Here is a 25,684-nt window from a genome sequence, read left to right on the forward strand (position 1 = left end):
AATGAGCAGAGTGTAACATTCCTGCCTGCGTTGTCGTTGGGCTCGCTGAGGGTTTGGGATCTCAGTCGAAGAAATCCCGCAGATCGCGCACTTCGTAATCAGCGAGTTGCTGCCAGGGGAGCTGAGCAGGCAGCTTGCGCAGGGTCACCTCCATCCGGTAGCTGCGATAGCCATCGAGGCTGGCGGATTCCACCACCAGCGGGATCTGCCACTGACTCGACCAGAGAATGCGGGTTCGTTGCTGCCCTTCGCGCTTTTCATACCAGCGGGCCTGCTCGGGGGCGGCCTCATCCAGTGGAGTCATCCCCTCGATTAGCACCGGGTTGACGAGATGGCGGATCCGCAGCCAGTCGGGCTTGAAGGCCACCTGGCCATACTCTTCCACCGGCACTTCAACCAGCTGGTTGTGCCAGCTGTCGGCATAGCGCAGCTGAAGTTCACCCTCATCACTGCGGCTGACCCAGCGGGCCGCCATCTGGTGGGTAAAGTGCTTGTGGCCGGGCGCGGCGTCGTGAGTGGCGTGATAGGCACGGGCAAGGGGGAGGGGAATGAGCCGCTGGCTCCACACCTGATTGCCCACCCGCAGCCACTTCTCTTGCCAGACACTCTCTCTGGCGATGCCATCGCTGCCGGTATTCCGGTCGTGATAGCTGATCCGGGCGGCGAGATCCGGGGGCGTGTCGTCAGCATGCAGAGGGAAGGCGAGGGTGCTGCCAAGCAGCCATAACGAAAGCAAAAGTCGCATCATCATCTGTCGCTCGAAAGAGCTGGGGCCCGGGCCGCTGAGTCGATTGCTCAGATGCACCCGGGCCCCTGCTGCTTACAGGCCGAGCGCCTCCCGCAGTTTGCCAAACACCTTGGTGTTATCCAGCGTGCCTTTGAAGCGGTTGCTGCCGGCGCCATCGGCAAACAGCATGACATCGCCGCCGCCGTGGGTTTCCGATGTCAGCTTGACGCCGGTCTCCTGCAGATAGTCATTAGCCATCACCTGATCGCTGGTGAGGACGGAACGCACATCGGGGCGGTTGGGGCCGTTACCGAACACCAGGGTGGTGAAGGGCTTGCCATCCACGTCGTTCTGGGTCGAGCCATCGCCATTTTTCACCAGATCCAGCACCGGATTGCCCTTGGCGGAGTAGCCGTTAATGGTCATGGTGTGGTCATGGTCGGCGGTGACCACGATCAGGGTATTGTTGAGATCCACTTTACCCAGCGCCGTCTTGACCGCCTCATCCAGTGCCACCGCGTCGGTGAGCGAGCGCTTGGCGTTGGTGCCGTGCAGGGCATGATCGATCCGGCCGCCTTCTACCATCAGGAAATAACCCTGACTGTTCTTGCTCAGCAGGTCGATCGCCTTGGCGGTCATCTCGGAGAGGGACGGCTGGGTATTGGCAGCCCCTTTGGCGACCCGATCCAGTTCGTAGTCGAGGTGGGATTTGCTGCTGAACAAACCGAGCACCTTGCCACTGGTGACCTTGGCCAGTTCACTTTGGGTGGTGACATAGCTGTATCCCTGTGCCTTCATCTCGGCGGTCAGGTCGCGGTTGTCATTGCGACCGCCCTTGTTGCTGGCGCTGTAGGGGGTCCAGTGGTTGGCACCACCGCCCATCAGTACATCGACCCCATCCCCCAGCGCCTGGTTGAAACCAGTTCCTCCCGGAACAGCTTGTGCGGCGATGTCATAGGCGGCATCCCGATGGCAGATGTGGGCGTAGGTAGCCGCCGGGGTAGCGTGGGTCAGCTCGGTGGTGGTGACGGCCCCGACCGATTTGCCTGCTGCCTTGGCCAGCTCCAGGATGGTGGGCACCGGCTTGCCGTTATCGCTGCTGCAATTGTTGACGGTTTTGTTGCCATTGACGTCTTTGCCGGGGGCGACGGCTTTGGTGTCGCTGCTCATGGCGATCACCTCGTTGTTCATCTTGACCCCGGTGGTGTAGGCCGCCATGGAGGGGGCCGAGTCGGTGGTCTGGGCATCGTTGGAGAAGGTCTTGATGCGGGCACTGCGCGGCAGTTTCATCATCTCCAGATTGCCCTCTTCTCCCACCTTGAACAGGCGGGTGGCGGTGAGCACGGTAGGCCCCATGCCATCACCGATAAAGAGAATGACGTTTTTGGCATCACCGGCCTGTGCCTGGGAGGTTGCGCCCAGCGCACTGAACAGGGCGGCGCAGACCAGCGTGTGCTTGATGGATGTGTTCATCTGTTTGCTCATGAAAGTGCTCCTTACAGCTTGGCCGCAGCCTTGATCTTGCCGAACACGGCGGTGTTATCGAGTGAGCCATGGAAGCTGTCAGCCCCCTTGCCGATGGCGCCGAGGAAGACATCTGTGCCGCCGTGGGTCTCGTTGCCGATCTCGCCCACCTTGACCACCACTTCCTGGTGGTAGTCATTGGCGGAGACGGTGGCATCGTCGAGCGGGGCGACGCTGCTGCGCGGGCCATCTACCCGGTTGTAGCCGTTGCCAAAACCTATGATGGTGTAGGGCATGCCCTCGCTATCCTTGCTTGGCTCGCCAGTCTCGTAGTTCTTCACCAGCCCGAGTACGCCGGGGTTGTCGGCGGTGGTCTTGCCGGTGCGCTTGGCATAGCCGTTGAGCACGAGCGTGTGGTCGTGGTCGGCGGTGACCACGATCAGGGTGTTTTTCAGCTCGGGGTCGCTCTTTTTTACCTCGTCGATGGCGGCCTTGATGGCGTTGTCGAAGGCGATGGTGTCCTGCAGCGCCCGCTTGGCGTTGGTGTCGTGCAGGGCGTGGTCGATGCGACCCCCTTCCACCATCAGGAAGTAACCCTTCTCTTTGCCCTTGAGCTGCTTGATGGCGGCCAGGGTCATCTGGGCCAGTGACGGCTCGCTGGCGGGACGGTCCAGGTCATATTTCATGTGGCTGGAACCAAACAGACCCAGCAGCGGTTTGCCCGCATCGGCCTTGTTCAGCTCATCCAGATTGCTGGCAAACTGGTAGCCCTTGGCCTGCATTTCGCTGATGAGGTTACGGCCATCCTCCCGCTTGCCCTTGTCGGCTTTGGGCAGGAAGAAACTGCTGCCGCCACCGAGCACCACATCCAGCCCCTCCTTGAGGGCGCTGTTGTAGCCTTTGCCGCCCGGTACCAGCTGGACGGCGATATCCGCTTCCAGGTCCCGGTTGCAGATATGGGCATAGGTAGCCGCCGGGGTGGCGTGGGTTACCCGGGTGCTGGTTACCACACCGGTACCGCGGCCATCGGCTTTGGCCAGCTCCAGCAGGGTGGTCACCGGCTTGCCGGCGCTCTTGCTGCAGTCGCTCTCATAGGTGGCGTCGCCGTCCATGCTGATGACGCCGTTGTTGCTCTTGACCCCGGTCATGTAGGCCGCCATGGAGGGGGCCGAGTCAGTGACCTGGGCATCGTGGGAGAAGGTCTTGATAAAGGCCGTCTCTGGCAGGGTATCGATGGTGAGATCACCCTCTTCGCCGACACCGTAGATGCGGGCGGCCGTCAGGGTGTTGAGGCCCATGCCGTCACCGAGGAAGAAGATGACGTTGGTGGGTTGGGCTGCGGGCTTGGTCGCCACCGTGTCATTGTCTGATTTGCAGCCGGCAGCCAGGGCGGCGCCGATCATCACTGCAAGTCCTGCCATTTTTCTCATTGGGGTTCGCTCCTTGTAAAACCTGAGCGCAGCCTAGAGGGGGCAGATGACACTTTTACTGACTATCGGTGACGGTTGTGTGAAAAAGTGATAAAAATGTTACACCATATCAATGTGTTATCTGTCAATTGGGCGAGTTGGCCCGGTCGTTTCCGGCAAGGTCGCTCCACCTCGGCGGTTTGCTGATTTGATGAAGTGATGGCTAGAATGACCTGTCAAAATGTGCCCGCAGCAGGTAAAATGCGCCCCCTTCGTTCGATGCCCGCGGCAGAGCGCCTGTTGTTCCATGCGCCCGCCCGCAGCCCCCACAGAGAGTAACGGATATGTCCATCAACTGGTTCCCCGGTCACATGCACAAGGCCCGCAAAGAGATTGCCGAGGTCATGCCCCAGGTCGATGTGATCATCGAGATGCTCGATGCCCGCATCCCCTTCTCCAGCGAAAACCCGCTGGTGCCCGAGCTGCGTGGTGATACCCCGGTGATCAAGGTGCTGAACAAGGCGGACCTGGCCGATCCGGCGATCACCGATCTGTGGGTGGCGCACATGGAAAAAGAGAAGGGGATCAAGGCGCTGCCGCTGACGCAACAAGAGCCGGAGAAGATCAAGCAACTGCTGACTCTCTGTCACGAGATGCTGCCGGAGCGCAATTTTGAGCTGCGCGGCGTGCGGGCGATGATCATGGGGATCCCCAACGTGGGCAAGTCCACTCTGATCAATACCCTGGCGGGGCGCATCATCGCCCGTACCGGCAACGAGGCCGGGGTGACCAAGTCCCAGCAGCGGATCAAGCTGGATAACAACGTTATCCTGACCGATACCCCGGGTTTTCTCTGGCCCAAGCTCAACCCGCCCTCCTGCGGTTATCGTCTGGCCATCACAGCGGCCATCAAGGACACGGTGTTCGACTATGCCGATATCGCCATGTTCGCCGCTGACTACTTCATCAAGTCCTATCCGGAGCGGATCAAGGCGCGCTACCAGATTGACGAGCTGCCCGAGACCGAGATCGAGCTGCTGGAGATGATCGCCCGCCAGCGGGCGTTTATGCGCAAAGGGGGGCTGGCCGACCTGCACAAGGCGTCCGAGATCCTGATCAACGAGTTCCGCTCCGGTTTGCTTGGCCGCATCTCGCTGGAGACGCCGGAGATGGTGAGTGTCGAGATTGTCGAAGCCGCCGCAGAAGCCGAGCAAAAAGCCAAAGAGAAGGCCGAGCGGGAAGAGGAGCGTCAGGCCCGCGCCCGTCGCAAGTACGCCCGCAAGCGTCAGAAATAATTATCCTCAGGTGTCCCGAGCTTGCCTGACTGCGAGCGAGCTTGTGTGACCCAGATGACGAAACACGAAGAGGCGACCCCAGGGGGCGCCTCTTCTGTTTTATCTGGTGAAGTGCCCGCCCACTTCTGATGGGGGGCCGCGCTATAAAGCCATGCCATCAACCAAAACGGTGGCGCGCCGCCTCAAACAGCGACATATGAAGCGGGATCAGCTGCTGCCAGTCGCGGCGATAGCCGCCACCGGGCACCGCCGCGATGGGCAACCCATGCTTGATTGCACAGTCAAATACCATGGCATCGCGCAGGCGAACCCCTTCATCGCTCAGGGAGAGATAACCAAGTTCGTCGGCATGATGCACATCGACGCCCGCCTGATAGAGGATGAGATCCGGCGAATAGAGCCGCAGTGCCAGTGAGAGCGCCTGTTGCAGTGTGGTGAGGTAGGCATCGTCCGTCATGCCGCTTGGCAATGGAAAGTCGAGGTGAGAGGCGGCTTTGTGATGGGGAAAGTTGTGCTCCCCATGGAGGGAGAGGGTGATGATATCGCGCCGTCCGGCGCACAGGGTCGCACTGCCATCTCCCTGATGCACATCGAGATCGACGATCAGCACCTGTTCACAGCGCTCCTCGTCGAGGCAAGCCTGGGCGGCAATCACCAGATCGTTGAACAGACAAAAACCGCTGCCGTGATCCCGATGGGCGTGGTGGTAGCCACCGGAGATCTGCAAGCCGCAGCCCTGCTCAAGTGCATGGCGGCTGGCGGCAACGGTGACACCCACCGAGCGCAAGGTGCGCTCTATCAGCATGGGTGACCAGGGAAAACCGATCTTGCGGATGGCGCGATCTTCCAGCTGGCCGCTTAGGGCGGCCGCGACATAATCGGCATCGTGAATACGACAGATTTGCTCCCGGGTAGCGGCGGGCGCTTCGCCCAGGGGGTAACCCTGCACCAGCAGGCGTTCAAACAGCCCTTGATACTTGGCCAGCGGGAAGCGATGGCGCTCGGGTAGCGTCAGGGAGGAGTAGAGGGGGTGATAGAAAATGCGCAACGACATGGTGCCATTCTCCCTGGCAAGGTGGCGCTCTCTATATATGAAATCAGCAGATGAATCCATATATGTACTCCCTATATAAAGGGGAAGTGGCAGCGCATGAATCAAGACGCGTCGTGAGTAAGATCGCAAGATATGGAAAAGGGGAGCTTGGCTCCCCTTTCAGTCAATATCTCAGCTCGGTTTATTGCTGCTGGATAACCCAGATCTGGAAGGCTTTGCGGGTTTCCGCATCTGCCTTGTTGTACCAGTTTTGCAACTGGGTCAGCGCTTCCGGATTGCTTTGAGCCTTGCTGGGGGCAACCTGAACCGGTGCGCTGGCGGCAGCCATCACGGCAGCAGTAGAGACGGCAACGGTTTTGGGCTGGTTGAAGGCTTTGCCCATGTTGATCAGCTCTTGCTGATAGTCACGGGTTAGCTGGAAGCCCTCTACTTTCGGCATCACGAACTGTTCGCTACTCACTTGCTGGCCTGTGACCTTGTCTTTCAGCACCACTTTTTGATCTTTGACAAACTGCTTGGCTTCGGCTTCGTTGCGGGGCTTTTTGTAGTCCAGCACCAGTTGCTGATTGTCGGCGGCGGTGAAGTTCAGCACCAGCGGCTCTGCGGTCACCAGCTTGATTTCGTTACGGCTGGAGTAGTTGCCTTCAAAGGCGACGACCAACTGGTGTTTGCCGGCAGAGAGGGGGAAGGTGCTGGTTTTGTCGAGCAGCTTGGGGTTGATGGATTGACCATCGATCAGCTGGACGACATACGGGGTGGTCACTTCCAATTGGGCATCAGCAAGGGCGCTACCGGCCCACAACAGACCAGCCAGCGCCGGTACCAGAACAGTCAGTTTCATTTCATCTCCTTGAACAGTCAGGCGATTGCCCACTGAAAACAGGGGCTCATTTTTACAGGTTTGGCCTACTGCGGCAATGGCTCTTTCTGGTGGTCGATGTTCGCGCGGCTGTCAGTTTGTTTATCAATAGCGGCCGGCTTATTTACTCGATCCGCCGTGTAAACGGTGGGAGGGCGTCGAGCAGCCCCTTGCCATAACGTTTGGTCAGCAGGCGGCGGTCCAGAATGGTGACCCGTCCCCGATCAGCCTCTTTGCGGATGAGGCGGCCACAGGCCTGGATAAGCTTGCGCGATGCCTCCGGCACTGTCAGTTGCAGGAAAGGGTTGCCGCCTCGCTGCTCCACCCACTCGGCGGTGGCCTCCTCGACCGGCGAGTTGGGCACGGCAAAGGGGAGTTTGGTGATCACCAGATTGGTAAGGTAGTGACCCGGCAGATCCAGCCCTTCCGAGAAGCTGCCGGTACCAAACAGAATGCTGGCCTGACCGCCATCGCATTTCTGTTTGTGCAGGGTGAGCAGGGCATTGCGGGAGGCTTCCCCCTGCACCAGCAGTGACAGCCCCTTGGCTCGCAAGCCAACGGCCACCTCATTCATCTGGCGGTAGGAGGAGAAGAGCACCAGACTCGCCTCCTTGCCCGCCAGAATACGTGGCAGCACGCTGATGAGTTCGTTGGTAAAGGCCGGCGAGTTGGGTTCGTGCTCCATCTTGGGCAGATAGAGCTCGGCTTTCTGATAGTCAAAGGGGGAGCGCAGGCGCAGATAGCGGGTACCGTCGTGCTCCTTGAGCCCCACCTGATGGCGAAAATAACTAAAGGAAGAGAGTGCTGTGAGGGTCGCGGAGACCAGCACGGCCCCCAAACATTTCGACCAGAGCCACTCCTCCAGCAGATAGCCCACTTCAATCGGTGAGGCGTGCAGCCAGATATCGCCGTCATCGCTCTTGGCCATCCAGCGGGCGAGCGGGGTTTTGCCGGTCGGCACATGGCGCCCCAGCATCTCCCAGAGGGCGCAGAAACTCTCCAGCCGCTGCAGATGAAAACCGCTCTCGGCCAGCAGGGGTTCGGCCTCCTTGCGGCGGATCTCGCCATCTTTCAGCGCTTCACCTATGGCCCCCTGCATCCGATCCAGCGCCCGCAGCGCCTTCTTGCTCGACTCCTTGAGATTCTCTGCCAGCATGGGCAGGGGATCCGGCAATACCCCTTCGGCGAAGCGGTAGTGGGGTTCCGTGCCAAACAGCCGATCGTTGGCGCTGAGCCACTGCTCGACAGCCTTCAGATCAGGCTGGATGGAGGCCAGTGCATCCTGCAGTTTGAGTTGGGGGTCGAGCAGGCTCTCCTTATTAAGAGTCCGCGCCAGCTTGCCTGCACTTTGTACCAGCTTCTCCAGCCAGCGACGTGAGCCTTTGACGCTGGCCGACGCCGCGCCGTGATCCCGGGCGATGGTGGGCAGGTGATGGGCCTCATCCAGCACATAGATGCACTCATCAGGGGGCGGCAGAATGATGCCTCCGCCCATGGTGAGATCGGAGAGCAGCAGCGCATGGTTGACGACCAGCACATCGGCGCTCTCCATGTCGTTGCGGGCGCGATGAAAGGGGCAGTGCTGGTGATGGTTCAGCGCCTTGTTGCAGGTGTGGCGGTCGGCGGCGATGCGATCCCAGCAAGTGTCGGGAATGGGCTCCGGCCAGTTGTCCCGATCCCCGTCCCACTTGCCATTGGTGTAGGCCTGCCACAGAGCCTGGTAGCGATCTTTGTCGCTGTCAGATGGTTTGGATTTGCTCAGACTGCCAAAGTCGAGCTCGAAGTTGGCCATCTCGGCGCCACTGGCTGCCTGCTCCAGCAGATGCTCGCAGCAGTAGCGCTGACGCCCCTTGACCAGCATAAAGCGAAACGGCAGCTCGCTATGGCGGTGGTAAAAAGGAAGGTCTTTGTGGATCAGCTGCTCTTGCAGGGCCACGGTGGCGGTGGAGATCACCAGCTTCTTCTGGGTGAGTCGCGCCACCGGGATGGCACCCTGAGCATAAGAAAGAGATTTGCCGATACCGGTTCCTGCTTCGGCAACCAGAATACGGCGCTGTTTGTCGTACTCGCCGGTCAGGGTTTTGGCTATCTCTGCCACCAGAAAGTTCTGCTCTTTACGCGGCACAAAACCGGGTAATCCATCCGAAATCTGGCGATAGGTTTGACGAATGGTGGCTTTAAGGCGAGTAGAGAGCATGAAGAGAGGGCCAGTTAGGTGTTAATCGAAGGACAAGGATACCCGCAACCCCTTGGTGAGGTCGAGGCAACAGCCATTATCACGGCAGTTTTACGCTGATCAGACCACTTTGGTTGTTTATCAGGTAGTTAGCGTCATTTGCATGCAAAACAGACTATTCGAGTCCAAATAATCAGCAGGATTCATTGTAAACGTTTTCCTTTTGCCTTGCCGTCAGGTGAGACTTGGCTCACATTTTTGCCTCCATGACTATGGTTTGCGTAAAAAGTTCCAAGTTTTTTCATTGCGGTTCAAAAAATCCGGTGCTAGTCTCGGCGGCATAGTGATGCAAAGAACATCGCTAACACAGGGAATAACAACAACTTAGTGTTTAATTACAGTAGGCATTGGAAACTATGAAAAAGACAATTCTGGCTATTGCTATTCCGGCTCTGTTTGCATCCGCCGCTAACGCCGCAGTGATCTATGACAAAGACGGTACCACTTTCGACGTATACGGTCGTGTACAGGCTAACTACTACGGCGAGCACGATGACGTCGATGGTGAATTGCAAGGTCAAACCCGTCTGGGTTGGTCTGGCAAAGTTGCCCTGAACAACACTTGGTCTGCTTTTGCTAAAACCGAGTGGCAAGTTACTGCTGAAAACTCCGGTTACAAAACTAGTGATATCGACCCACGTCATATCTACGTCGGTTTCGATGGTTCCCAGTATGGTAAAGTGCTGTTTGGTCAGACCGATACTGCTTACTACACGGGCTTGATTGAAAAAACCGATATCTTCAACGAGTGGGGTTCTGAAGCGAACGCTTACGGTAGTCGTCAAGAAGGTCAGATCATTTACATGGGTAAGTGGGGTGGCTTCTTTGCTAATGCTTCCTATCAGACCAACGATGACAAGGCTGAGCTGACCTTCGGTTCTGACAATAACGGTAATACTGTTAACTTGGCATCAAAGCTGGATAAAGGTTATGCCACCAGCATCGGTTATGACTTCGACTTTGGTCTAGGTCTGGCTGCCGGTTACGCCAAGAATGATTACAAGTCCAACACTACTACTGGACTTGATAGTGACAAAGCAGACTGGGCTCTGGCCGCTTCTTACTCTATCAACGGATTCTACTTCGCTGGTCTGTACAACGAAAGCAAGGTCACTCGTGGTAACGAAGAAGTGAATTTCAACGGTTATGAGTTGGCTGCTAGCTATAACGTTGATGCTTGGACTTTCCTGACTGGTTATAACTTCTCTGAAATTGACAGCGTTGCTAACTCTACTGTCAAGCCTGCAGATGTTGCTGATTACACCTATTTGGGTGTTCAATATGCCTTTACTCCGAAGCTGAAAGCTTACACCGAGTACAAAATCGTTGGTCTGGATGACAAAGACGACGAGTGGACTGTTGCTCTGCAGTACAACTTCTAATAAGTTGCACATGAGTAATATCCAGGCTTGAGTCTTTGACCAAGCTACGAATGGCCGAGATGATATCTCGGCCATTTTCTTTTTTGGGCACCAGCGTATTGGCGCCATGATGAACCGCCGGATTGCTGTGTTAAGTGATGTTTGGCAAACCATCTGTCTTAGTTAATCTCTCCTGCTTCCTGCTTCCTGCTTCCTGCTTATCTCTTTGATGGGGAGGGCACTGCTCTCTTTTACGCCATACAGTCATTGCTCGCAACAGCTTGGCTTGACCGTGAGAATCTGGCAGCCCGGTGCTATTTGCGCGGATTGTGCGGATATGGAAGGGGCATGCTTGGTGGATGTGATGCAGCGCAGGGGGAGGGTATTGTGAGGTGAGGCAAATCAGCGGTAGGTACTTGATGTGTCGCCGCTCGCGACTGAGTTAGCGTTAAATGAGTAACAAACAAAAAGGGAAGATGCCTGAGTATCTCCCCTTTTTGGTGATATGAGCGTTACTGCTTTTGCAGGATCAGCCGTGTTGGCGGCGGTCGTTGGCCTGGGCCAGCAGCATGCGGCTTTCACGCAGAAACTGGTCGGCATGCTCGCCGAAGAAACCGGAGACTTGCGAGAAGGCCTCAATGAAACCGTCCCTGTCCCCCCGCTCCAGCAGCCCCAGCGCTTCGCCGAAGTTTTGGTAGTAGCGACGGATCATCGCCAGATTCTGCGGTGACGACAAAATGATGTCGGCATAGAGGTGGGGATCCTGAGCGAACAGCCGCCCCACCATGGCCAGCTCCAGCCGGTAGATGGGGGAGCTCAAACTCAGCAGGCGATCCAGATTGGCCTGCTCCCGAGAGAGGTGCCAGCCATAGGCAAAGGTGGCGAAGTGACGCAGTGCCTGAATGAGGGTCATCGCCTCATCGTGGGCCTTGGCTTCCACCTGTTGCAAGCGGGCGCCCCAGATGGTCATCTGATCCAGCAGCCATTGGCTGGCGGCGGGGTCACGCCCCTGACAGCAGACGATCACCTGCTTGGCGAGACTCGCCACATCCGGCCCGAACATGGGGTGCAGTCCCAGTACCGGCCCTTGATGCACCGCCAGCATATGTTCGAGTGGCGCCGCTTTCACGCTGGTGACATCGACCAGCAGGCAGTGGGCGGGCAGGTTGCCGAGGCGGTCGATGATCTGGCAGGTGATATCGATGGGCACCGCCACCATCACCAGACCGGCGCCGGCGAGGATCTCGTCAGCGCGCGGCCAGTCGGCTTGTTCCAGCGTCTCGACCCGATAGCCTGAGAGGCTGAACATATGGCCGAACAAGCGGCCAAGCTGGCCCTGACCACCGATGATGGCCACTTTGCCAAGGTCCGGCTTTATGCATTTGAAGCCGGTATCTTTCTCGCTGGCGTAAGATTCGCGCATCACCCGGCGCAGTACGTCTTCGATGAGATCGCCGGGCACTCCCAACTGCTCGGCCTCGGCGCGGCGGCGGGCCAGCATGCTCGCTTCCCGATCCGGTGCATAGATGGGCAGGCCGTGGCGGCTCTTTACCTCACCCACTTCTCCCACCAGGGCCAGACGGGCGGCCAGCAGATCGATCAGCTGCTTGTCCACCGCATCTATCTTGTCCCTGAGTACATTCAACTCTTCAGCCATATCCAGTCCCTGCTGGCGCCGCGAGCGGCGGCGCCCTGAAAATCAAGATGCAACAAGGTATCACGGCATGAGCGGTTTGATGCCACCAGCGGTGATACCCAGATTGTTCAATAGGTTACGACAAGATACCACGGCTTACCGTGCAGTTCTGCCCTTGAGGGGGTCAGCCAGCTGGTTGTGGCAGCGAGCCAGCAGGGTGGCGGTGGTGTCCCAGTCGATGCAGGCATCTGTGATGGAGACCCCGTAGCGCATCTGCTCCTTGGGCTGCTCGCTGGACTGGTTTCCCTCGAACAGGTTGGATTCGAGCATCACCCCGATGATGGAGCGGTTGCCCTCTTGGATCTGGTGGATGACGTTGTCGGCCACCTTGGGCTGCAAACGGTGATCCTTGCTGGAGTTGCCGTGGCTGCAATCTACCACCAGACCGGGCAGCAGGCCCGCCTTTTCCAGTGCCTCTTCCGCCAGCGACACATTGACCGAGTCGTAGTTCGGGTGCTTGCCGCCGCGCAGGATCACGTGGCCATCCGGGTTGCCCTGGGTCTGCAGCAGCGCAACCTGACCCTGCTGGTTGATCCCCATAAAGGCGTGAGGGGAGGAGGCCGCCTGCAGCGCATTGATGGCGGTCCCCAGGTTGCCGTCGGTGCCGTTCTTGAAGCCGACCGGCATGGAGAGGCCGGACGCCATCTCCCTGTGGGTCTGGGATTCGGTTGTGCGGGCGCCGATGGCTGACCAGGAGAAGAGCTCGGCCAGGTATTGCGGGCTGATGGGGTCGAGCGCTTCGGTGGCCAGCGGCAACTCCAGCTCCGCCAGCCAGCAGAGCAGCTCGCGGGCACGGTGCAGCCCCAGCTCCACATCGAAGGTGCCATCCAGATTGGGGTCGTTGATAAAGCCTTTCCAGCCGACCGTGGTGCGCGGCTTCTCAAAGTAGACCCGCATGACAATGTAGAGAGAGTCCTGATAGGCATCATGCAGCGCTTTGAGTCTGGTTGCGTACTCTTTGGCGGCGTCCATGTCGTGGATGGAGCAGGGACCACAGATCACCAGCAGCCGGTGATCGCGGCGGTGAATGATATCGGCGATGGTATTACGGGCCCCTTGCACGAATGCCAGCGCCTTGTCGGAGATGGGTAACTTCTCCTTGAGCTGGGTAGGCGTGATCATCACTTGTTCGGACTGGATATGGATGTTGTTCAGGGGGTCTCTTTGCATGATTTCATTCTCTCTACTGTATTAAGCCAAAAGCGGTTGTACCTATATATTTACACTGGTACCTGCTTTGTTACGCAACCGCCATCACCTTACCAAGGAAAAACAAACAATCAAGTGAAACTAGTGGGTTTACCGCTAAAAAGTCAGATAAAGGAGCTGCTATATAGCGCGAACAGGAATAATACAGAGGATTTTTCGGAGGGTTAATGGTTTTTGTGTAATTTAATGTTTACGACTTGAGGGCGTGAAGGCTGCGTTGCCCAGCTGTTTACCCACAGTAAATGGTATCTCTGGGAGACTGCAACGCGATGGCAATGATGGTGTGAGGTGGCTAGGTCAGCCATAGAAAGAGGGAGCCATTATGGCTCCCTTTGCGGTAGGAAGGGGGATCCCGTCTGGCTGCGGATCAGCACTTCTGTTTTCCCTGCAGCTCTTTGTTCAGGCGAGTGAGCATCCCCTGAGTGACCAGCACTATGCCCTGCTCGGAGCGGTGGAAGCGACGTGCATCTTCATCGGCGTTTTCACCGATCACCGTGCCTTCCGGCAGTTTGCACCCCTTGTCGATCACCACCCGGCGCAGTCGGCAACCGGCACCTATCTCCACTCCCGGGAAGATAACGGCCTGATCCAGGGTGCAGAAGGAGTCGACCCGCACATTGGTAAAGAGCACCGAACTCAGGATGAAAGAGCCACTGACGATGGTGCCCCCGGCAAACATGGAGTTGATGGTCATGCCGTGCTGGCCGTTTCGGTCCTGCACGAACTTGGCGGGAGGAGTCATGTTCTGACTGGTCCAGATGGGCCAGTCCTGATCGTAGATATCCAGCTCAGGCGTGACGGAAGCGAGATCCATATTGGCCTCCCAGAAGGAGTCCACGGTGCCCACATCGCGCCAGTAGGGGCGGCGATCCGGACAGCAGCCGACACAGGACATGCCAAACGGGTGAGCGAATGCGGTGCCCTCTTTCACCACGCGGGGGATCACGTCCATGCCGAAATCGTGATGGGACTGCTCGTTGGCAATGTCCTCTTCCAGCAGCTGATAGAGATACTCCGCATCGAAGATATAGACGCCCATGGAGGCCAGCGCGGTGTCGGCCTTGCCCGGCATGGCGGGCGGGTTGGCGGGCTTTTCGACGAAGGCATTGATCTTGCGATCATCATCCACCGCCATTACCCCGAAGGCGCTTGCTTCACTGCGTGGCACTTCGATGCAGGCAACGGTCACCTTGGCGCCCATATTGACGTGATCGAGCAGCATGGCGGCGTAATCCATCTTGTAGATGTGGTCGCCTGCCAGCACCACCACATATTTGGGGGCGTGATCGCGGATGATATCCAGATTCTGGTAGACCGCATCGGCGGTACCCCGATACCAGTTCACCTCATCCACCCGCTGCTGGGCAGGGAGCAGATCGATAAACTCGTTCATCTGGTAGCGCAGGAAAGACCAGCCCGATTGGAGATGGCGCAACAGGCTGTGGGATTTGTACTGGGTCACGACACCGACCCGACGGATGCCGGAGTTGATGCAGTTGGAGAGCACGAAATCGATGATGCGGAATTTGCCGCCGAAATGAACGGCAGGTTTTGCACGGTTGTCGGTTAACTGTTTGAGGCGACTACCCCGCCCTCCTGCGAGTACCAAAGCCATGGTCTCGTTCAGCAACTGTCTGGATTTTGCTGTATTGGCAGGTTGTAACAACATCTCATATCCCTTTGTAGATAAATCACTACAATGTTGCCTCCTTTGAGCCCTCAAGAAAGTGCTTTCAGTCACATTTTATGGTTTCTGACGTAATAAAATGACCTTTTTGTTATTAAAAATGACGGGTTGATCCGTCATTGCTTTCAATATGGTCAGTTGTCAATTGAGGCGAGCCGAACGACAAAATGGGCGGCGAGAGAGGAGGGATGAAAAAGCCCCTGCCAATGGTTGGCAGGGGCCCGGTTTGTTGAGACCCTGAGCCGGGTCTGATTAACAAGGTTCAGGCTGCGTTGGCCAGTGGCTCCTCGCTCTTCTTCTGGTAGGCCTGCGGGGTGAGCCCAAGCAGCTCCTGCACGGTCGAGGCGACGGTAATGGAGGAGACGGTGCCCACCAGGATCCCGGCAAACAGGGTGAAGGAGAAGCCGTAGAGAGCGTCACCGCCAAACAACAACAGAGCGCCCACGGTAAACAGGGTGGTGCCCGAGGTGATCATGGTGCGACTGAAGGTCGCCTTGATGGCCACATCGGAGCACTCGTGGATGCCCATCTGGGTACGCGAGCTCAGCAGATCCCGCAGCCTGTCCGAGATGACGATGCTGTCGTTGAGGGAGTAGCCGATCACCGCCATCAAACCGGCGATGATGTTCAGATCGAATTCAATCTGAAAGAGTGACAGCAGCCCCAGCGCCACGATGGCGTCATGGACCACCGAGAGCAGGATGCCGATGGCCTGACGCCACTCGAAACGAAACGCCAGATAGGCCGACATCGCCAGCGAAGCGACCAGTACCGCCAGCATCCCCTGCTGGAACAGTTCTGCACCCACCTGAGGGCCGACGATGGTGGTGCGCAGCAACTCGACCGGCATCCCCAGCTGTTGGGTCAGCATGGTGGCGAGATCTGCCGCGGGCCAGGGAAGTTCGTGGGGGGGCAGCTTGATCAGCCACTCGCCGGGAATACCGGCCGAGCTCAGCTCAACGGCTCCCGCCAGCGGGGAGACCAGCATGGCATTGAGCTCATGGGCCTCTTTCAGGGTCTGGATATGAAACTCCAGCAGGATCCCGCCGGTAAAATCGAGCCCCAGTGTCAGGCCGTTCACCAGCAAGATGGCAACGCTGGCCACGGTCAGCAGGATGGAAGCCCACAGGCCAATATAACGCCAACGGGTCAGCCCCATGGCAACGATCATTCTCAACATAATTCTCTCCTTGGCCAGCCAGCACTAGGCTGTTGGCCCATCACGACGTGTCGCGACACGCCGGGAAATAGTGTTCTGCTTTGGCCGCTCCGGCCATATCCATGGCCGATGGCGCAGCCAAAGCCGCTCATCAGAAGGACTGCTGTCTCGTTACACCTTCAGCGTGCGCTCGCTGCTGCGTCCCCAGAGGGGGTTGATGATGGCGCGCGTCCCCCAGATCCCGGTGATCATGCTGGAGAGCAGACCCAGAATGAGGGTGATGGAGAAGCCCTGCAGCGGCCCGGAGCCGATGGAGTAGAGCACCACAGCGCAGATGAGCGTAGTGATGTTGGCATCGAAAATGGTGTGGAAGGCCGAGCGATAGCCAAAGTCGATGGCGTTGGCCAGTGAGCCCCCTTCTCGCAGCCGGTCCCTGATCCGCTCGAAGATCAGCACATGGGTATCCACAGCCATGCCCACCGTCAGCACCAGACCGGCGATCCCCGGCAGGGTCAGCACGGCGCCCGGCAGCACTGCCAGCATGCCGACCTGCATCAACAGGTTGGCGACCAGCGCCGTGATGGCAACCCAGCCGAATTTGCGGTACCAGGCCATCATGAACAGCATCATGCCTGCCATGCCGAAGGCCAGCGCGGTGAAGCCCGCCTCGATATTCTGCATCCCCAGCGTCGGGCCAATACTGCGTTCTTCCAGGATCTTGAGAGGGGCGGTGAGGGCGCCGGCACGCAACAGCATGGCCAGCTCTTGCGCCTCCGGCAGACTGCCAATACCGGTGATGCGGAACTGGTTGCCAAGGGCGGTCTGGATGGTGGCGACGTTGATCACCTCGCTCTGGGCGCGCAGTTTGCCCTGAGCGTTGGTCTTGTACTCGGTGAAGACGGTCGCCATCGGCTTGCCCACATGCTGGCGGCTGAACTGGTTCATCTTGCTGCCACCCAGGGTGTCGAGCACGATATTGACCTGGGGTTGACCCATCTCGCCCATATTGGCGCGGGCATCGACGATGTGCTCGCCGGTCAGTACCGGCTTGCGTGCCATGCCGACGGCCTGACCGTTGCGATCGGCGATATAGAAGTGGCTGTCGGCTTTGGCCTCGTAGAAGGCCAGCGAGGCGGTGGCCCCGATCACCTCTTTCGCCTGCTTGGGGTTGTGTACCCCGGGCAGTTCGATACGGATGCCATCCTGCCCCTGACGCACCACCGAGGCTTCGACGATGCCGAGCTCGTTGATCCGTTTTTTCAGGATCGACAGGTTCTGGGTCACGGCGTTGTTGACCAGCAGGGTACGCTCCGCCTCGCTCAGCACCAGTTTCAGATCATTGCCGGAGCGGGTCAGCTTCCACTGATCCTGACGGGTACCGGCACTCTCCTTGATGATAGAGAGCCAGCTCTCCTGTTCGGCGACCTCCGGCAGGGTGACGGCTACGGCGCCCTGTGCCGTGCGCACGACGCTGGCGCCGCGCAGGTTGGCTTCACGGAAACGGGTGCGCAGGGTATCCACCAGATTCTTGGTCTGATTGTCGATGACAAAGTCCACGTCCACCCCGATCAGCAGTTGGGAGCCGCCACGCAGATCGAGCCCCAGCTTGATGGGGTCGGCGCCGAGGCGGGTGATCCAGGCCGGCGCATTGGAGTGAAACTCCAGGGTCAGGGCGGCACTGTCGACCCCTTGCTGCTCCAGCAACTGCTTGGCGCGCTGCTGTTCGCCCTGGCTGGCAAAGACCAGCTCGACCCGCTCAGGTTGCTCGATCACCTTGACTGGGGTCAGGTGCTTGTCGCTCAGCAGCATCTGTTGCTGGGTGGTCAGGCGCTGCTGTCCGTGCAGGCCGAGGGAGGGCTGCTCACCGAAAAAGGTGGGCAGGGAGTAAAAGGTAAAGGTCAACAGCATCAACAACAGCAGTGCGTACTGCCACTTGCTCATGCGGTTGAGAACGGTGCGATTGCTCTTTCTCATGGCAAACAAGCCTCTGTCAGGAGAATGGTGCCCGGGCCGATAGCAACAAGGCTCGGCAAGGCGCAAAAAATGGGATGCATCAGATGCGGATCAGGCAGCCGCCGGATCCGTCAGGAAGAGGAGATGAGCAAACAGTGGATGTGCCATCCCCTCCGGGGTCAGGCGCTCAGATAGCTCTGGGTGAAGCGATATTGCAGATGTTGGCGCTGTAGATGGCGCCGGTGGATCGCACCGAAGCGATCGCGAAAACTCTGTTTGTGATAGAGCTCGGGGGCCAGCATCAGCCAGCCGAGCAGCAACAGCAGGATGGCCTGGGCCGACCAGCTCTGGATCAGCTCGTAGACCACACTCTTGGGCTGGTTGTCACTGCGCAGGGATTGTTCGAGACGCAGCAGGTGATTTTGATGGCTGCCGACAAACTTGATGATGCCATCATCGCTGTCGCTAAGCTGATTGAACACCTGAGTCTGCTGCTGTTCACTCTGGGGTGATGCGGGCAGCAGCGGGCCTTCCATTCGGGCGATGGAACAAAGCAGGGTGAGGGCGATAACCAGAGTTACCAGCACCAGTTTTACTTTGTCGATAAGGCGCAAAAAGTTAATTCCCGATAAATAGAAAGGGCAAACTACCATAAGCGCCCGGTTTGAACAAGGTAGCCCCGGGCGCATGGCACCATTCGGTGCCGCTCGTCAGCTGCCGCTCATCTGCTTGAAGTCGCGTGCATAACCCTTGAGCAGGGAGTAGAGATGGGCCCGCTGAGAGATATCCAGCGACTGGCTCATAGCGCTCAGCCAGTTGACGGTACGCTGGCGCGACTGTTCGGTATAGCCGGTAAAGCGGCCATCCATCAGCCCATCCCCCTCGGCCAGCAGGTCAGTCAGCTCGCGGGTAAAGTCGGGACTCTGGCGCTGCTTCATCAGCCTGTCCAGCTCCTGGGTCCAGGACTCCTGAAACTCGAGCCAGGGGGGCATCAGCTCGTATTGCCATTCGGCCCACTGGGCCACCAGTGGCGCCTGTGCCGGTTTCACCTCACCAATCCAGAACTCGAGCCGCTTGTTCATCTTGTCGCGAAACTCCGCCAGCATCTGCTCTTTGGGCTCAGTGGCAAAGTCCTTTTGCCGCTCCTGTTGCCGCTTGACCCGATCGGTCATAAAGCGGGCCACCTGCTCGTCGGTCAGGGTGCGCGCCAGCCTGACCGCACGGGGGATAGTGTTTTCCAGCGTGCGGGTCAGGCTCTGCTGCACCGCATCTAGGTTGGTCGAGATCTGCTCCGGCGTCATGGGGCTGGCCACCGCCTTGGCCAGTGCATCGAGATCCCTGGCGTAGCGCGGCAGCTCGTGCTGGCGGTGCCAGGCCATCAGCCCCTTCACTTCGCGGCTGAGCAGATCCTTCTGCGAATAGGAGAGGGCAAAGTAGTCATCCAGCTGCCAGATGATGGCGGTATCGAGCCAGTAGTAGATCACCCGGGTGGAGCAGCCGGTCAGCAGCAGGCCGATCAGCAGCAGACCCCAGGTTTTCGGCTTGTGCCAGCGCACCTTGTTTATCATCTGTTACTCCAGTCGTTGCCGGTTGATGGCGATCAGGGTGTCATAGTCGAGTGAGGGCTGTTGCTCTGCCATCAGCAGGGCCCAGAGCAGGCCGATATAGTCGACCCAGGGTAAAAAAGCCTCGCTCTGAAAATCGGGCCACTGGTGGCGCGGCACGGCCTGCAGATAGTGCGTTTCCAGCTCGTCGCGCCGCTCGGCGGGCCACTCATGGGTGCGCTGGATGCTGGCGAGCTCAAAGCCGGGGTGACCTGCCGCGCCATACTCCCAGTCGATGACCCAGGGTTTGCTTCCCAACAAGTTAGCCGGATTGAGATCATGGTGGCAAGGGCGCCAGCAATCATTTGGCTCACTGCTGGCGAGCAAGCTCCGCTCCAGTGCGGGCAGCCAGGAGGGAATGTGGGCCAGTCGGGCGCGATAGCCCGCGGCGTGGGCCCGCACCGCCATCACTACCGCAGGCAGCGGCAGGCGATGGAGCTTGCGCAGCACCTCTGCCAGCAGACGGGGCTGATCGGCTTCCGGTGGCGCCGCGTGCACCCAGTTTGGCTCATCACACCATTCGAGCAGCATCAGACCGCTGGCGGGATCGCCATAGTGGCAAGACAGTGCCAACCCTTCGGCCATCGCCCCCTGATAAAGCTGCCACTCGGTGGGACGGTCGATACCAAGGCGCAACGGGTCGGAGTGGCCCTGACGCAAAAAGTAACTGCGCCCCGAGGGGAGGCGCAGTCGATAGTTGCAGTTGGTCAGGCCTAACCCTAGTGGTTCCAGCTGCCCCTCCCGCCAGGGGGCGGGCAGGCTGGCCAGCAGCGGATCACAGTTGCCTGTCACCAGGAGCCTGTTACCAGCCAAAGGTGGATTTCTTCGCCTGTTTGCGGATCTCTTTCTGATCGGCCCACAGCAGTTCGCCGTTTTGCAGATCCATCAGGTTCATGGTCATCTGGTAGTAGACATCCTTCACCTTGCCATTGTCCTTGACGATGCTGGCGAGGTTGCCATAGACCATGTAGCGGGCACCGGTCTGCTTGCCCAGTCGCACCATGGAGGCAGGATCCACCATGCCGCTGCTCTGCTGGTATTCGAGCTGCTGCTTGACGGCGGCCACCTTGCTCATATCGACGAAGCGGAACTTGCCGGCCCGCAGCAACTTGGTGCGGATGGTATCGGTGATGGCTTCGGTATCGATGTGCTCGGAGGTCTTGTTGCGGATAGAGTCCATAAACATCACCGGACGACCGCCTGCGGTGATCTCGCTGGTGGCAGGGGAGGCGAGCATGGAGTCCGCCATCTTGTCGGCGATGGCCTGCAGATCGCTTGAGCCGTAATCGACGGTGACGGTTTCGGTTTCAGTCGGATCACCGTAGCTGACCGTGGTGCTGGAGCAGCCGCCCAAGAGCAATGCAGAGGTCAATATCAGCAGGGCATGATTCATTTTCATCAGTAGGATTCCTCAATCACTTCGCGTACGTAAATCCGGTAACCCTGCGCCGCCGGGCTGGGCGCCAGGGCCGAGAGGGTGCGGGTCTGATAGCCATGCAGCTTGATGGGAGTCCAGCCGCGGCCATCGCTGGCGACCTCCTGACCGGCCTCATCATACCAATAGAAGATATATTGCAGCTTGTTATCGCCGCGCTGGGTGCTGGCGGCGGCCACATTGACCTGCAGCAGGCCATTTTGCTGGCGGCGGCTCAGCTCGGTCAGGGTGACGTTGACGTTTTGATGCTGCTCCAACGTGGGAGCACCGCCCGCCAGGCCATAGAGCGCCACGCCGGAGGTGTTGGTGGCGCAGCCGGTCAGCAGCAGCGCGAGCCCGAGGGCCAACCCGTATGCTTTCATCTTGCTCTCCTTAATCGGGGTGAGTGGGGCCGCGTGTGTGCCTGCCCGGTTAATTGTCTTGATCATCTCTCTTCGCCATCTGCTCAGAGCGGCATCACCCGGGTGGTCAGACCGGCGCCGAGGCGCTGTACCCAGACCAGGGTGGTGCGTCCCTTGTGGATGGTGAGCGGCAATTGCCGCTGCGCCGCCCCCGCGCTCAGGGTGAGGTTGATGTCACCTGCCGGCACCATCCCCTGCCAGCTCGATGCCTGAGCTGGCAGCGTCAGCCAGCTGCGGGTATCGGCCCGCTCCGAGAGGGTGTTGAAGATCCCCACCAGAATATTGCCCACATCCCCTCCCTCTTTGGCGGCGGTACGGCGCATCTGCTCCTTGGCCACCAGTCGCAGCGCCTGGCGGGTCAGCATGCCGGGCAGCCGCTCCTGCAGATCTTTGGCGGCCAGCGCTTCCAGCCTGACCAGCTCGCTGGTCTGCTCGACCCGCTTGCCGACTTCCACCGTCAGCGGGCCGGTGTCGCTGGCCCGATTATCGTAATAGGGGATGGCGACGGTAAAGGTGCGAAAATCGCCGCGGGAGGTGGAGATGGGGAGCGGCAGGAACAGTTCTCGCCGTGCCGGGATCAAACCATCTTCAAACAGCACCACCAGTTGGCCTTGATCTTTTGCAAGTGGCGGCGCTTTGCGGCCTATCTTTTTCTCGGTCTCGCGGATCTCGTCCGGTGAGCCACGCAGCCGCGCCAAACGCAGCAAGGCATCTTGCAGGCTGCGGTTGTCCGGCGCTATCTGGTAGCCGCGCTGATAGTCGACCCAGGCATCGTTGAGATCCCCGGCCGCCTCATAGAGCACGGCAGAAAAATAGAAGGTGTAGGCGTTCTGAAAACCGTTTTTGACCTTGCCGATCAACCGGTCGAGATCCGGTGCGCCGCGCGACATCAGCTGGCGCATCTCGCCTTCTGCTTCGGCCTCTTCGCTCTCATCCTTCGCCTTGCGCACCTCGTCGGCTCGCCGTTTCAGGGCTTGCTCCTGCACCTGATTGGCCCGGCGAACCTCCACCAGGGCGCCATCGGCATCCCCCCGTTGCAGGTAGTTGAGGGCCAGATAGTGGTGCAGCATGGTGCGTTCGTAATCGGGAGTACGATAGGCCATCGACTGGTCGTTGGTGAGCAGACTGCCCACCTGATCCAGACCGTGGCTCAGCCGGTATTCGGCCTGATTGTCTTCCCACTGAAGGCGGCTGTCGGCGGCGGTGAACGCCAGCTTGCTGCCCGCATCCTGACCGGCGAGCCAGGCAATGCGCCCCTGTTCGAGCCGATCCAGCACAAAGGTGTCATCCCCAAGGGTGGAGTCACGCACCTCGGGCAGCGCCTCGGCGGCATGGCCCAGCAGCAGCTGGTTGCGCAGGGGCACCATCTGATCGGAGTAGGAGACGAACATATCCTGCCAGCGGGAGGCGCAGCCTCCCAGCAACAGCAGGGCGCCGCAGAGCAACAGGGCGCTGCGGCAGGTTGAGGCGTGGCGATTCATTACAGGCTGAGCAGCGGCCCCAGCGGCTGGCCACCGACCAGATGCATGTGGATGTGGTAGACCTCCTGCCCGCCGTGGCGGTTGCAGTTCATGATGAGGCGGTAGCCATCTTCGGCGATGCCAGCCTCAGCGGCCAGTTTGCGGGCCACGGTGAACATCCGGCCAAGGGCCAGTTCATGTTCGGCTTCCACGTCATTGACGGTGGGGATCAGCACATTGGGGATGATCAGAATATGGGTCTTGGCCTTGGGCTGGATATCCCGGAATGCGGTGACCAGATCGTCTTGATAAAGGATGTCGGCGGGGATCTCTTTACGGATGATTTTGCTGAAAATGGTTTCTTGCGCCATGGCTAACTCCCTTATATGAAACAGAAAATTGAACTAGAACCCCAAGCGGCTCCCGAAAGGGGGGCGAGCAGCACGCCAAGTGTGACACAAGCCGACATTTGACACAGCTGATGTCCCATTCCCTTCAGTTATTGTTAAAAATACCGATAGCCAGAGGGACGTCATCTGCAGCGCCTGTTCAGGGTGGTCTGCAGGGTATCAAAAGGACGGGGTACTCAGGCAAGGGACTTTTGCATATACAGCGGGACAATAATGAAACAAACAATGTCGGATCTCTCCATCTTGCAGCGAGTCTACCTTGGCTTCGCGATCCTGGTGGCCGTGATGGTGGCCAGTTCACTGCTCACATTTCGTAGTCAGGAGACCCTGGGGAACGCACTGGAGCAGGTTACCCAGCAGTCTATGCCGCTGGTGATTGCCAGCAGTCAGACCCAGATCACCCTGCTCAGTGCCAACAAGTGGCTGGGGGATGTGCTCACCGAGCAGGATCCCAAACAGCTGCCGGCCGAAGTGGCCGAACTGAAACAGGCCAAGGCCGCGGTGGGCAAGAGCCTCGACGTCTTGCGCCAGCAGGTGGCCCACCACCCCGAACTGCAAGGGGAGATGAGCAGCCTCAGCCAGCAGGTCGACAGCTACCTGCAACTGACCGATACCCTGCCCGGCGAACACGAGGCGCTGCTCACCCGACTGCACAAGGTCAATCTGGCCAAGGGGCAGTTTCAGGTCAGTCTGCCCCAGTTCAAGAAGAGTCTGGGTGACATGATGGTCACCATCGACGACAGCTTTATCAAGATGCTCTCCGAGACCCTGACCACCAAGCTCTCCGCCATCGAACTCTCCACCATGGACGCCCTCAACCAGACCATTCCAGCTCCCATCGAAGGGGCGCTCAAGCGCAACAAGATGCAGATCGAGGGGTTCAACAGCACCATCAAGGATCTGCAGGGGGAGCTCAAGAACTTCGAGAACGACATGGGCCACTATGTTCACGGCTTCGTGCGCGACACCACCGCAAGCGAAGGCGTGCTCTCCCAGTATCTGGCGCTGATGAAGCAGCAGGAGCAGATGCGGGAGAAGAGCAAGCAGGCTAGCGCTCTCATCGTCGAGATCCAGAACCGGCTTGAGCGGATCACCGGCCAGAGTCAGCAGCTGATGAGTCAAAGCATTCAGCACGCCAAAGCCACACAGAGCCAGAGCACCTTGACCCAGGGAACCAGCATCGTCGTCGCCATTCTGATCGCCATGCTGGTGGCTTATACCCTCGGCAAGGCCATTCGCCGTCCGCTCAGGGAGTTGCTGCGGGTGCTGACCGAAGTGACCCAGGGCGATATGACCCAGCGCATCGGTTTTCAGAGCAAGAACGAATTCGGCCAGCTGGGCAGCCAGATTAACCTGCTGATTGCCCAGATGGGGGAGGTGCTGGCACAGCTTTCACAAGCGTCTGCCCAGCTTAACGATGCCGCCCACGGCAATCGCCACACCACCGAATCAGTGCGGGCTGATCTGGAGAAACAGCGGCAGGAGACCGCCTCGGTCGCCGCCGCCATGACCCAGATGGAGGCCTCGGTGCGGGAAGTGGCGCAGGCAGCCAACCAGACCCTGGAGCGGGTGCAGGATGTGGAGAAGGCCTCCGAGATGGGACGCAAGGTGATGGCAGGCAATATCACCACCACTCATCAACTGGCGGGCAAGCTGCAACAGACCGGCAAGGTGATTGGTGATGTGAGCGCCATGAGCAGCCAGATCGGCAATATCCTCGATGTCATTCGCGGCATTGCCGAGCAGACCAACCTGCTGGCCCTCAACGCTGCCATCGAAGCGGCGCGGGCCGGCGAGCAGGGTCGTGGCTTTGCGGTGGTGGCCGATGAGGTGCGCAGTCTGGCGGGTCGTACCGCTCAGTCCACCAGCGAGATCCAGACCATGATCGAGAACCTGCAGCAGGGGGTTGCCAAGGCAGTGACCGTAATGCAGGAGTGCTCTCGCGAGATGGACAGCTGCGTGGATCAGAGCTCTCACGCCAACAACGCCATGGAGGAGGTGCAGGGGATTGTGGTGCTGATCAGCGACATGTCGAGCCAGATCGCCTCTGCCGCCGAGCAGCAACAGGCCACCAGCGCCGATATCGCCACCAACCTCAACCGCATCTCCGATATCTCGGATCTCAACTATCAGGGGATCGAGCGGGTAGCCGAGACCAGCCAGCAGCTGGACTCCCTTGCAGAGCAGCAGGAGAGCCTGGTCAAGCGCTTCCGCCTCAGCGCCTGATGGTTGCATGTTGAAATAGAGAAGGCCCCGCAGATGCGG

The 25,684-nt window shown here is 59.1% G+C and carries 21 protein-coding genes; 3 read left to right on the plus strand and 18 right to left on the minus strand.

Annotated elements, in window-relative coordinates; all coding sequences use genetic code 11:
• Nucleotides 1-61: 61 nt before the first annotated feature.
• From AB5Y84_RS20710 to AB5Y84_RS20720, 3 genes are all read right to left on the minus strand, one after another.
• Nucleotides 62-748, minus strand: coding sequence for a hypothetical protein (locus tag AB5Y84_RS20710; protein ID WP_252412394.1), 687 nt, complete (start codon nucleotides 746-748; stop codon nucleotides 62-64).
• Between the two features lie 72 nt (nucleotides 749-820).
• Complete coding sequence (locus tag AB5Y84_RS20715) at nucleotides 821-2,212, minus strand: alkaline phosphatase (protein ID WP_204478924.1); 1,392 nt, start codon at nucleotides 2,210-2,212, stop codon at nucleotides 821-823.
• 11 nt (nucleotides 2,213-2,223) lie between these two features.
• Nucleotides 2,224-3,621 carry an alkaline phosphatase gene (locus AB5Y84_RS20720; protein ID WP_005334065.1) on the minus strand — a complete coding sequence of 466 codons (1,398 nt, stop codon included), beginning with the start codon at nucleotides 3,619-3,621 and terminating at the stop codon, nucleotides 2,224-2,226.
• Nucleotides 3,622-3,944: 323 nt separating this feature from the next.
• On the opposite strand from AB5Y84_RS20720, the gene ylqF reads away from it, so the two are divergent.
• The gene (gene ylqF, locus AB5Y84_RS20725; RefSeq protein ID WP_304519978.1) at nucleotides 3,945-4,895 is read left to right on the plus strand and encodes a ribosome biogenesis GTPase YlqF; all 951 of its coding nucleotides are present in this window, start codon (nucleotides 3,945-3,947) and stop codon (nucleotides 4,893-4,895) included.
• Between the two features lie 157 nt (nucleotides 4,896-5,052).
• On the opposite strand, the gene AB5Y84_RS20730 is transcribed toward ylqF, so the two are convergent.
• The 3 genes from AB5Y84_RS20730 to dinG all read right to left on the minus strand — a co-directional run bounded on the left by AB5Y84_RS20730 (nucleotide 5,053) and on the right by dinG (nucleotide 9,005).
• Nucleotides 5,053-5,949 (minus strand): histone deacetylase, encoded by an 897-nt coding sequence (locus AB5Y84_RS20730; RefSeq protein WP_368177628.1) that lies wholly within the window; start codon nucleotides 5,947-5,949, stop codon nucleotides 5,053-5,055.
• Nucleotides 5,950-6,130: 181 nt separating this feature from the next.
• Nucleotides 6,131-6,790, minus strand: a complete 660-nt coding sequence (locus tag AB5Y84_RS20735; RefSeq protein ID WP_139742871.1) for a DUF2057 domain-containing protein — start codon at nucleotides 6,788-6,790, stop codon at nucleotides 6,131-6,133.
• 142 nt (nucleotides 6,791-6,932) lie between these two features.
• A complete protein-coding gene (gene dinG, locus AB5Y84_RS20740; protein ID WP_368177629.1) occupies nucleotides 6,933-9,005 on the minus strand; it encodes an ATP-dependent DNA helicase DinG in 2,073 nt (690 codons plus the stop codon).
• A gap of 395 nt (nucleotides 9,006-9,400) precedes the next feature.
• Between dinG and AB5Y84_RS20745 the strand changes: the two genes are divergently transcribed.
• Nucleotides 9,401-10,426, plus strand: coding sequence for a porin (locus tag AB5Y84_RS20745; RefSeq protein WP_005334057.1), 1,026 nt, complete (start codon nucleotides 9,401-9,403; stop codon nucleotides 10,424-10,426).
• A 508-nt stretch (nucleotides 10,427-10,934) separates the two neighbouring features.
• Here the strand turns inward: AB5Y84_RS20745 and tyrA are convergent.
• The 12 genes from tyrA to hinT all read right to left on the minus strand — a co-directional run bounded on the left by tyrA (nucleotide 10,935) and on the right by hinT (nucleotide 23,380).
• Nucleotides 10,935-12,062: a bifunctional chorismate mutase/prephenate dehydrogenase gene (gene tyrA, locus AB5Y84_RS20750; protein WP_368177630.1), complete on the minus strand. Its 1,128-nt coding sequence runs from the start codon at nucleotides 12,060-12,062 to the stop codon at nucleotides 10,935-10,937.
• Nucleotides 12,063-12,197: 135 nt separating this feature from the next.
• Nucleotides 12,198-13,271, minus strand: a complete 1,074-nt coding sequence (locus AB5Y84_RS20755) for a 3-deoxy-7-phosphoheptulonate synthase (RefSeq protein WP_368177631.1) — start codon at nucleotides 13,269-13,271, stop codon at nucleotides 12,198-12,200.
• A 406-nt stretch (nucleotides 13,272-13,677) separates the two neighbouring features.
• Nucleotides 13,678-14,979, minus strand: coding sequence for a glucose-1-phosphate adenylyltransferase (glgC, locus tag AB5Y84_RS20760; protein WP_019445281.1), 1,302 nt, complete (start codon nucleotides 14,977-14,979; stop codon nucleotides 13,678-13,680).
• Between the two features lie 280 nt (nucleotides 14,980-15,259).
• Nucleotides 15,260-16,177, minus strand: coding sequence for a protein translocase subunit SecF (gene secF, locus AB5Y84_RS20765; protein WP_005334046.1), 918 nt, complete (start codon nucleotides 16,175-16,177; stop codon nucleotides 15,260-15,262).
• A gap of 150 nt (nucleotides 16,178-16,327) precedes the next feature.
• Nucleotides 16,328-18,130: a protein translocase subunit SecD gene (gene secD, locus AB5Y84_RS20770; RefSeq protein ID WP_368177632.1), complete on the minus strand. Its 1,803-nt coding sequence runs from the start codon at nucleotides 18,128-18,130 to the stop codon at nucleotides 16,328-16,330.
• A 158-nt stretch (nucleotides 18,131-18,288) separates the two neighbouring features.
• Complete coding sequence (locus tag AB5Y84_RS20775; protein WP_005334044.1) at nucleotides 18,289-18,723, minus strand: hypothetical protein; 435 nt, start codon at nucleotides 18,721-18,723, stop codon at nucleotides 18,289-18,291.
• Nucleotides 18,724-18,819: 96 nt separating this feature from the next.
• Nucleotides 18,820-19,677 carry a DUF6279 family lipoprotein gene (locus AB5Y84_RS20780; protein WP_005361577.1) on the minus strand — a complete coding sequence of 286 codons (858 nt, stop codon included), beginning with the start codon at nucleotides 19,675-19,677 and terminating at the stop codon, nucleotides 18,820-18,822.
• A 3-nt stretch (nucleotides 19,678-19,680) separates the two neighbouring features.
• Nucleotides 19,681-20,505 carry a phosphotransferase gene (locus AB5Y84_RS20785; protein WP_368177633.1) on the minus strand — a complete coding sequence of 275 codons (825 nt, stop codon included), beginning with the start codon at nucleotides 20,503-20,505 and terminating at the stop codon, nucleotides 19,681-19,683.
• Between the two features lie 10 nt (nucleotides 20,506-20,515).
• The gene (gene lpoB / locus AB5Y84_RS20790) at nucleotides 20,516-21,112 is read right to left on the minus strand and encodes a penicillin-binding protein activator LpoB (protein ID WP_005334041.1); all 597 of its coding nucleotides are present in this window, start codon (nucleotides 21,110-21,112) and stop codon (nucleotides 20,516-20,518) included.
• Nucleotides 21,112-21,510 carry a YcfL family protein gene (locus AB5Y84_RS20795; RefSeq protein WP_368177634.1) on the minus strand — a complete coding sequence of 133 codons (399 nt, stop codon included), beginning with the start codon at nucleotides 21,508-21,510 and terminating at the stop codon, nucleotides 21,112-21,114. The genes lpoB and AB5Y84_RS20795 overlap by 1 nt, the downstream gene beginning before the upstream one ends.
• A gap of 83 nt (nucleotides 21,511-21,593) precedes the next feature.
• On the minus strand, nucleotides 21,594-23,030 hold the full coding sequence (locus AB5Y84_RS20800) for a COG3014 family protein (RefSeq protein ID WP_368177635.1): 1,437 nt from the start codon (nucleotides 23,028-23,030) through the stop codon (nucleotides 21,594-21,596).
• Nucleotides 23,030-23,380, minus strand: a complete 351-nt coding sequence (gene hinT, locus AB5Y84_RS20805; RefSeq protein ID WP_005334033.1) for a purine nucleoside phosphoramidase — start codon at nucleotides 23,378-23,380, stop codon at nucleotides 23,030-23,032. The genes AB5Y84_RS20800 and hinT overlap by 1 nt, the downstream gene beginning before the upstream one ends.
• A 252-nt stretch (nucleotides 23,381-23,632) precedes the next feature.
• Here hinT and AB5Y84_RS20810 point away from each other — a divergent pair, with 252 nt between their 5' ends.
• Nucleotides 23,633-25,645: a methyl-accepting chemotaxis protein gene (locus tag AB5Y84_RS20810; protein WP_100646263.1), complete on the plus strand. Its 2,013-nt coding sequence runs from the start codon at nucleotides 23,633-23,635 to the stop codon at nucleotides 25,643-25,645.
• Nucleotides 25,646-25,684: the final 39 nt, after the last annotated feature.

It is taken from the genome of Aeromonas sp. s11, assembly GCF_040907945.1.
GTDB lineage: Bacteria > Pseudomonadota > Gammaproteobacteria > Enterobacterales > Aeromonadaceae > Aeromonas > Aeromonas veronii.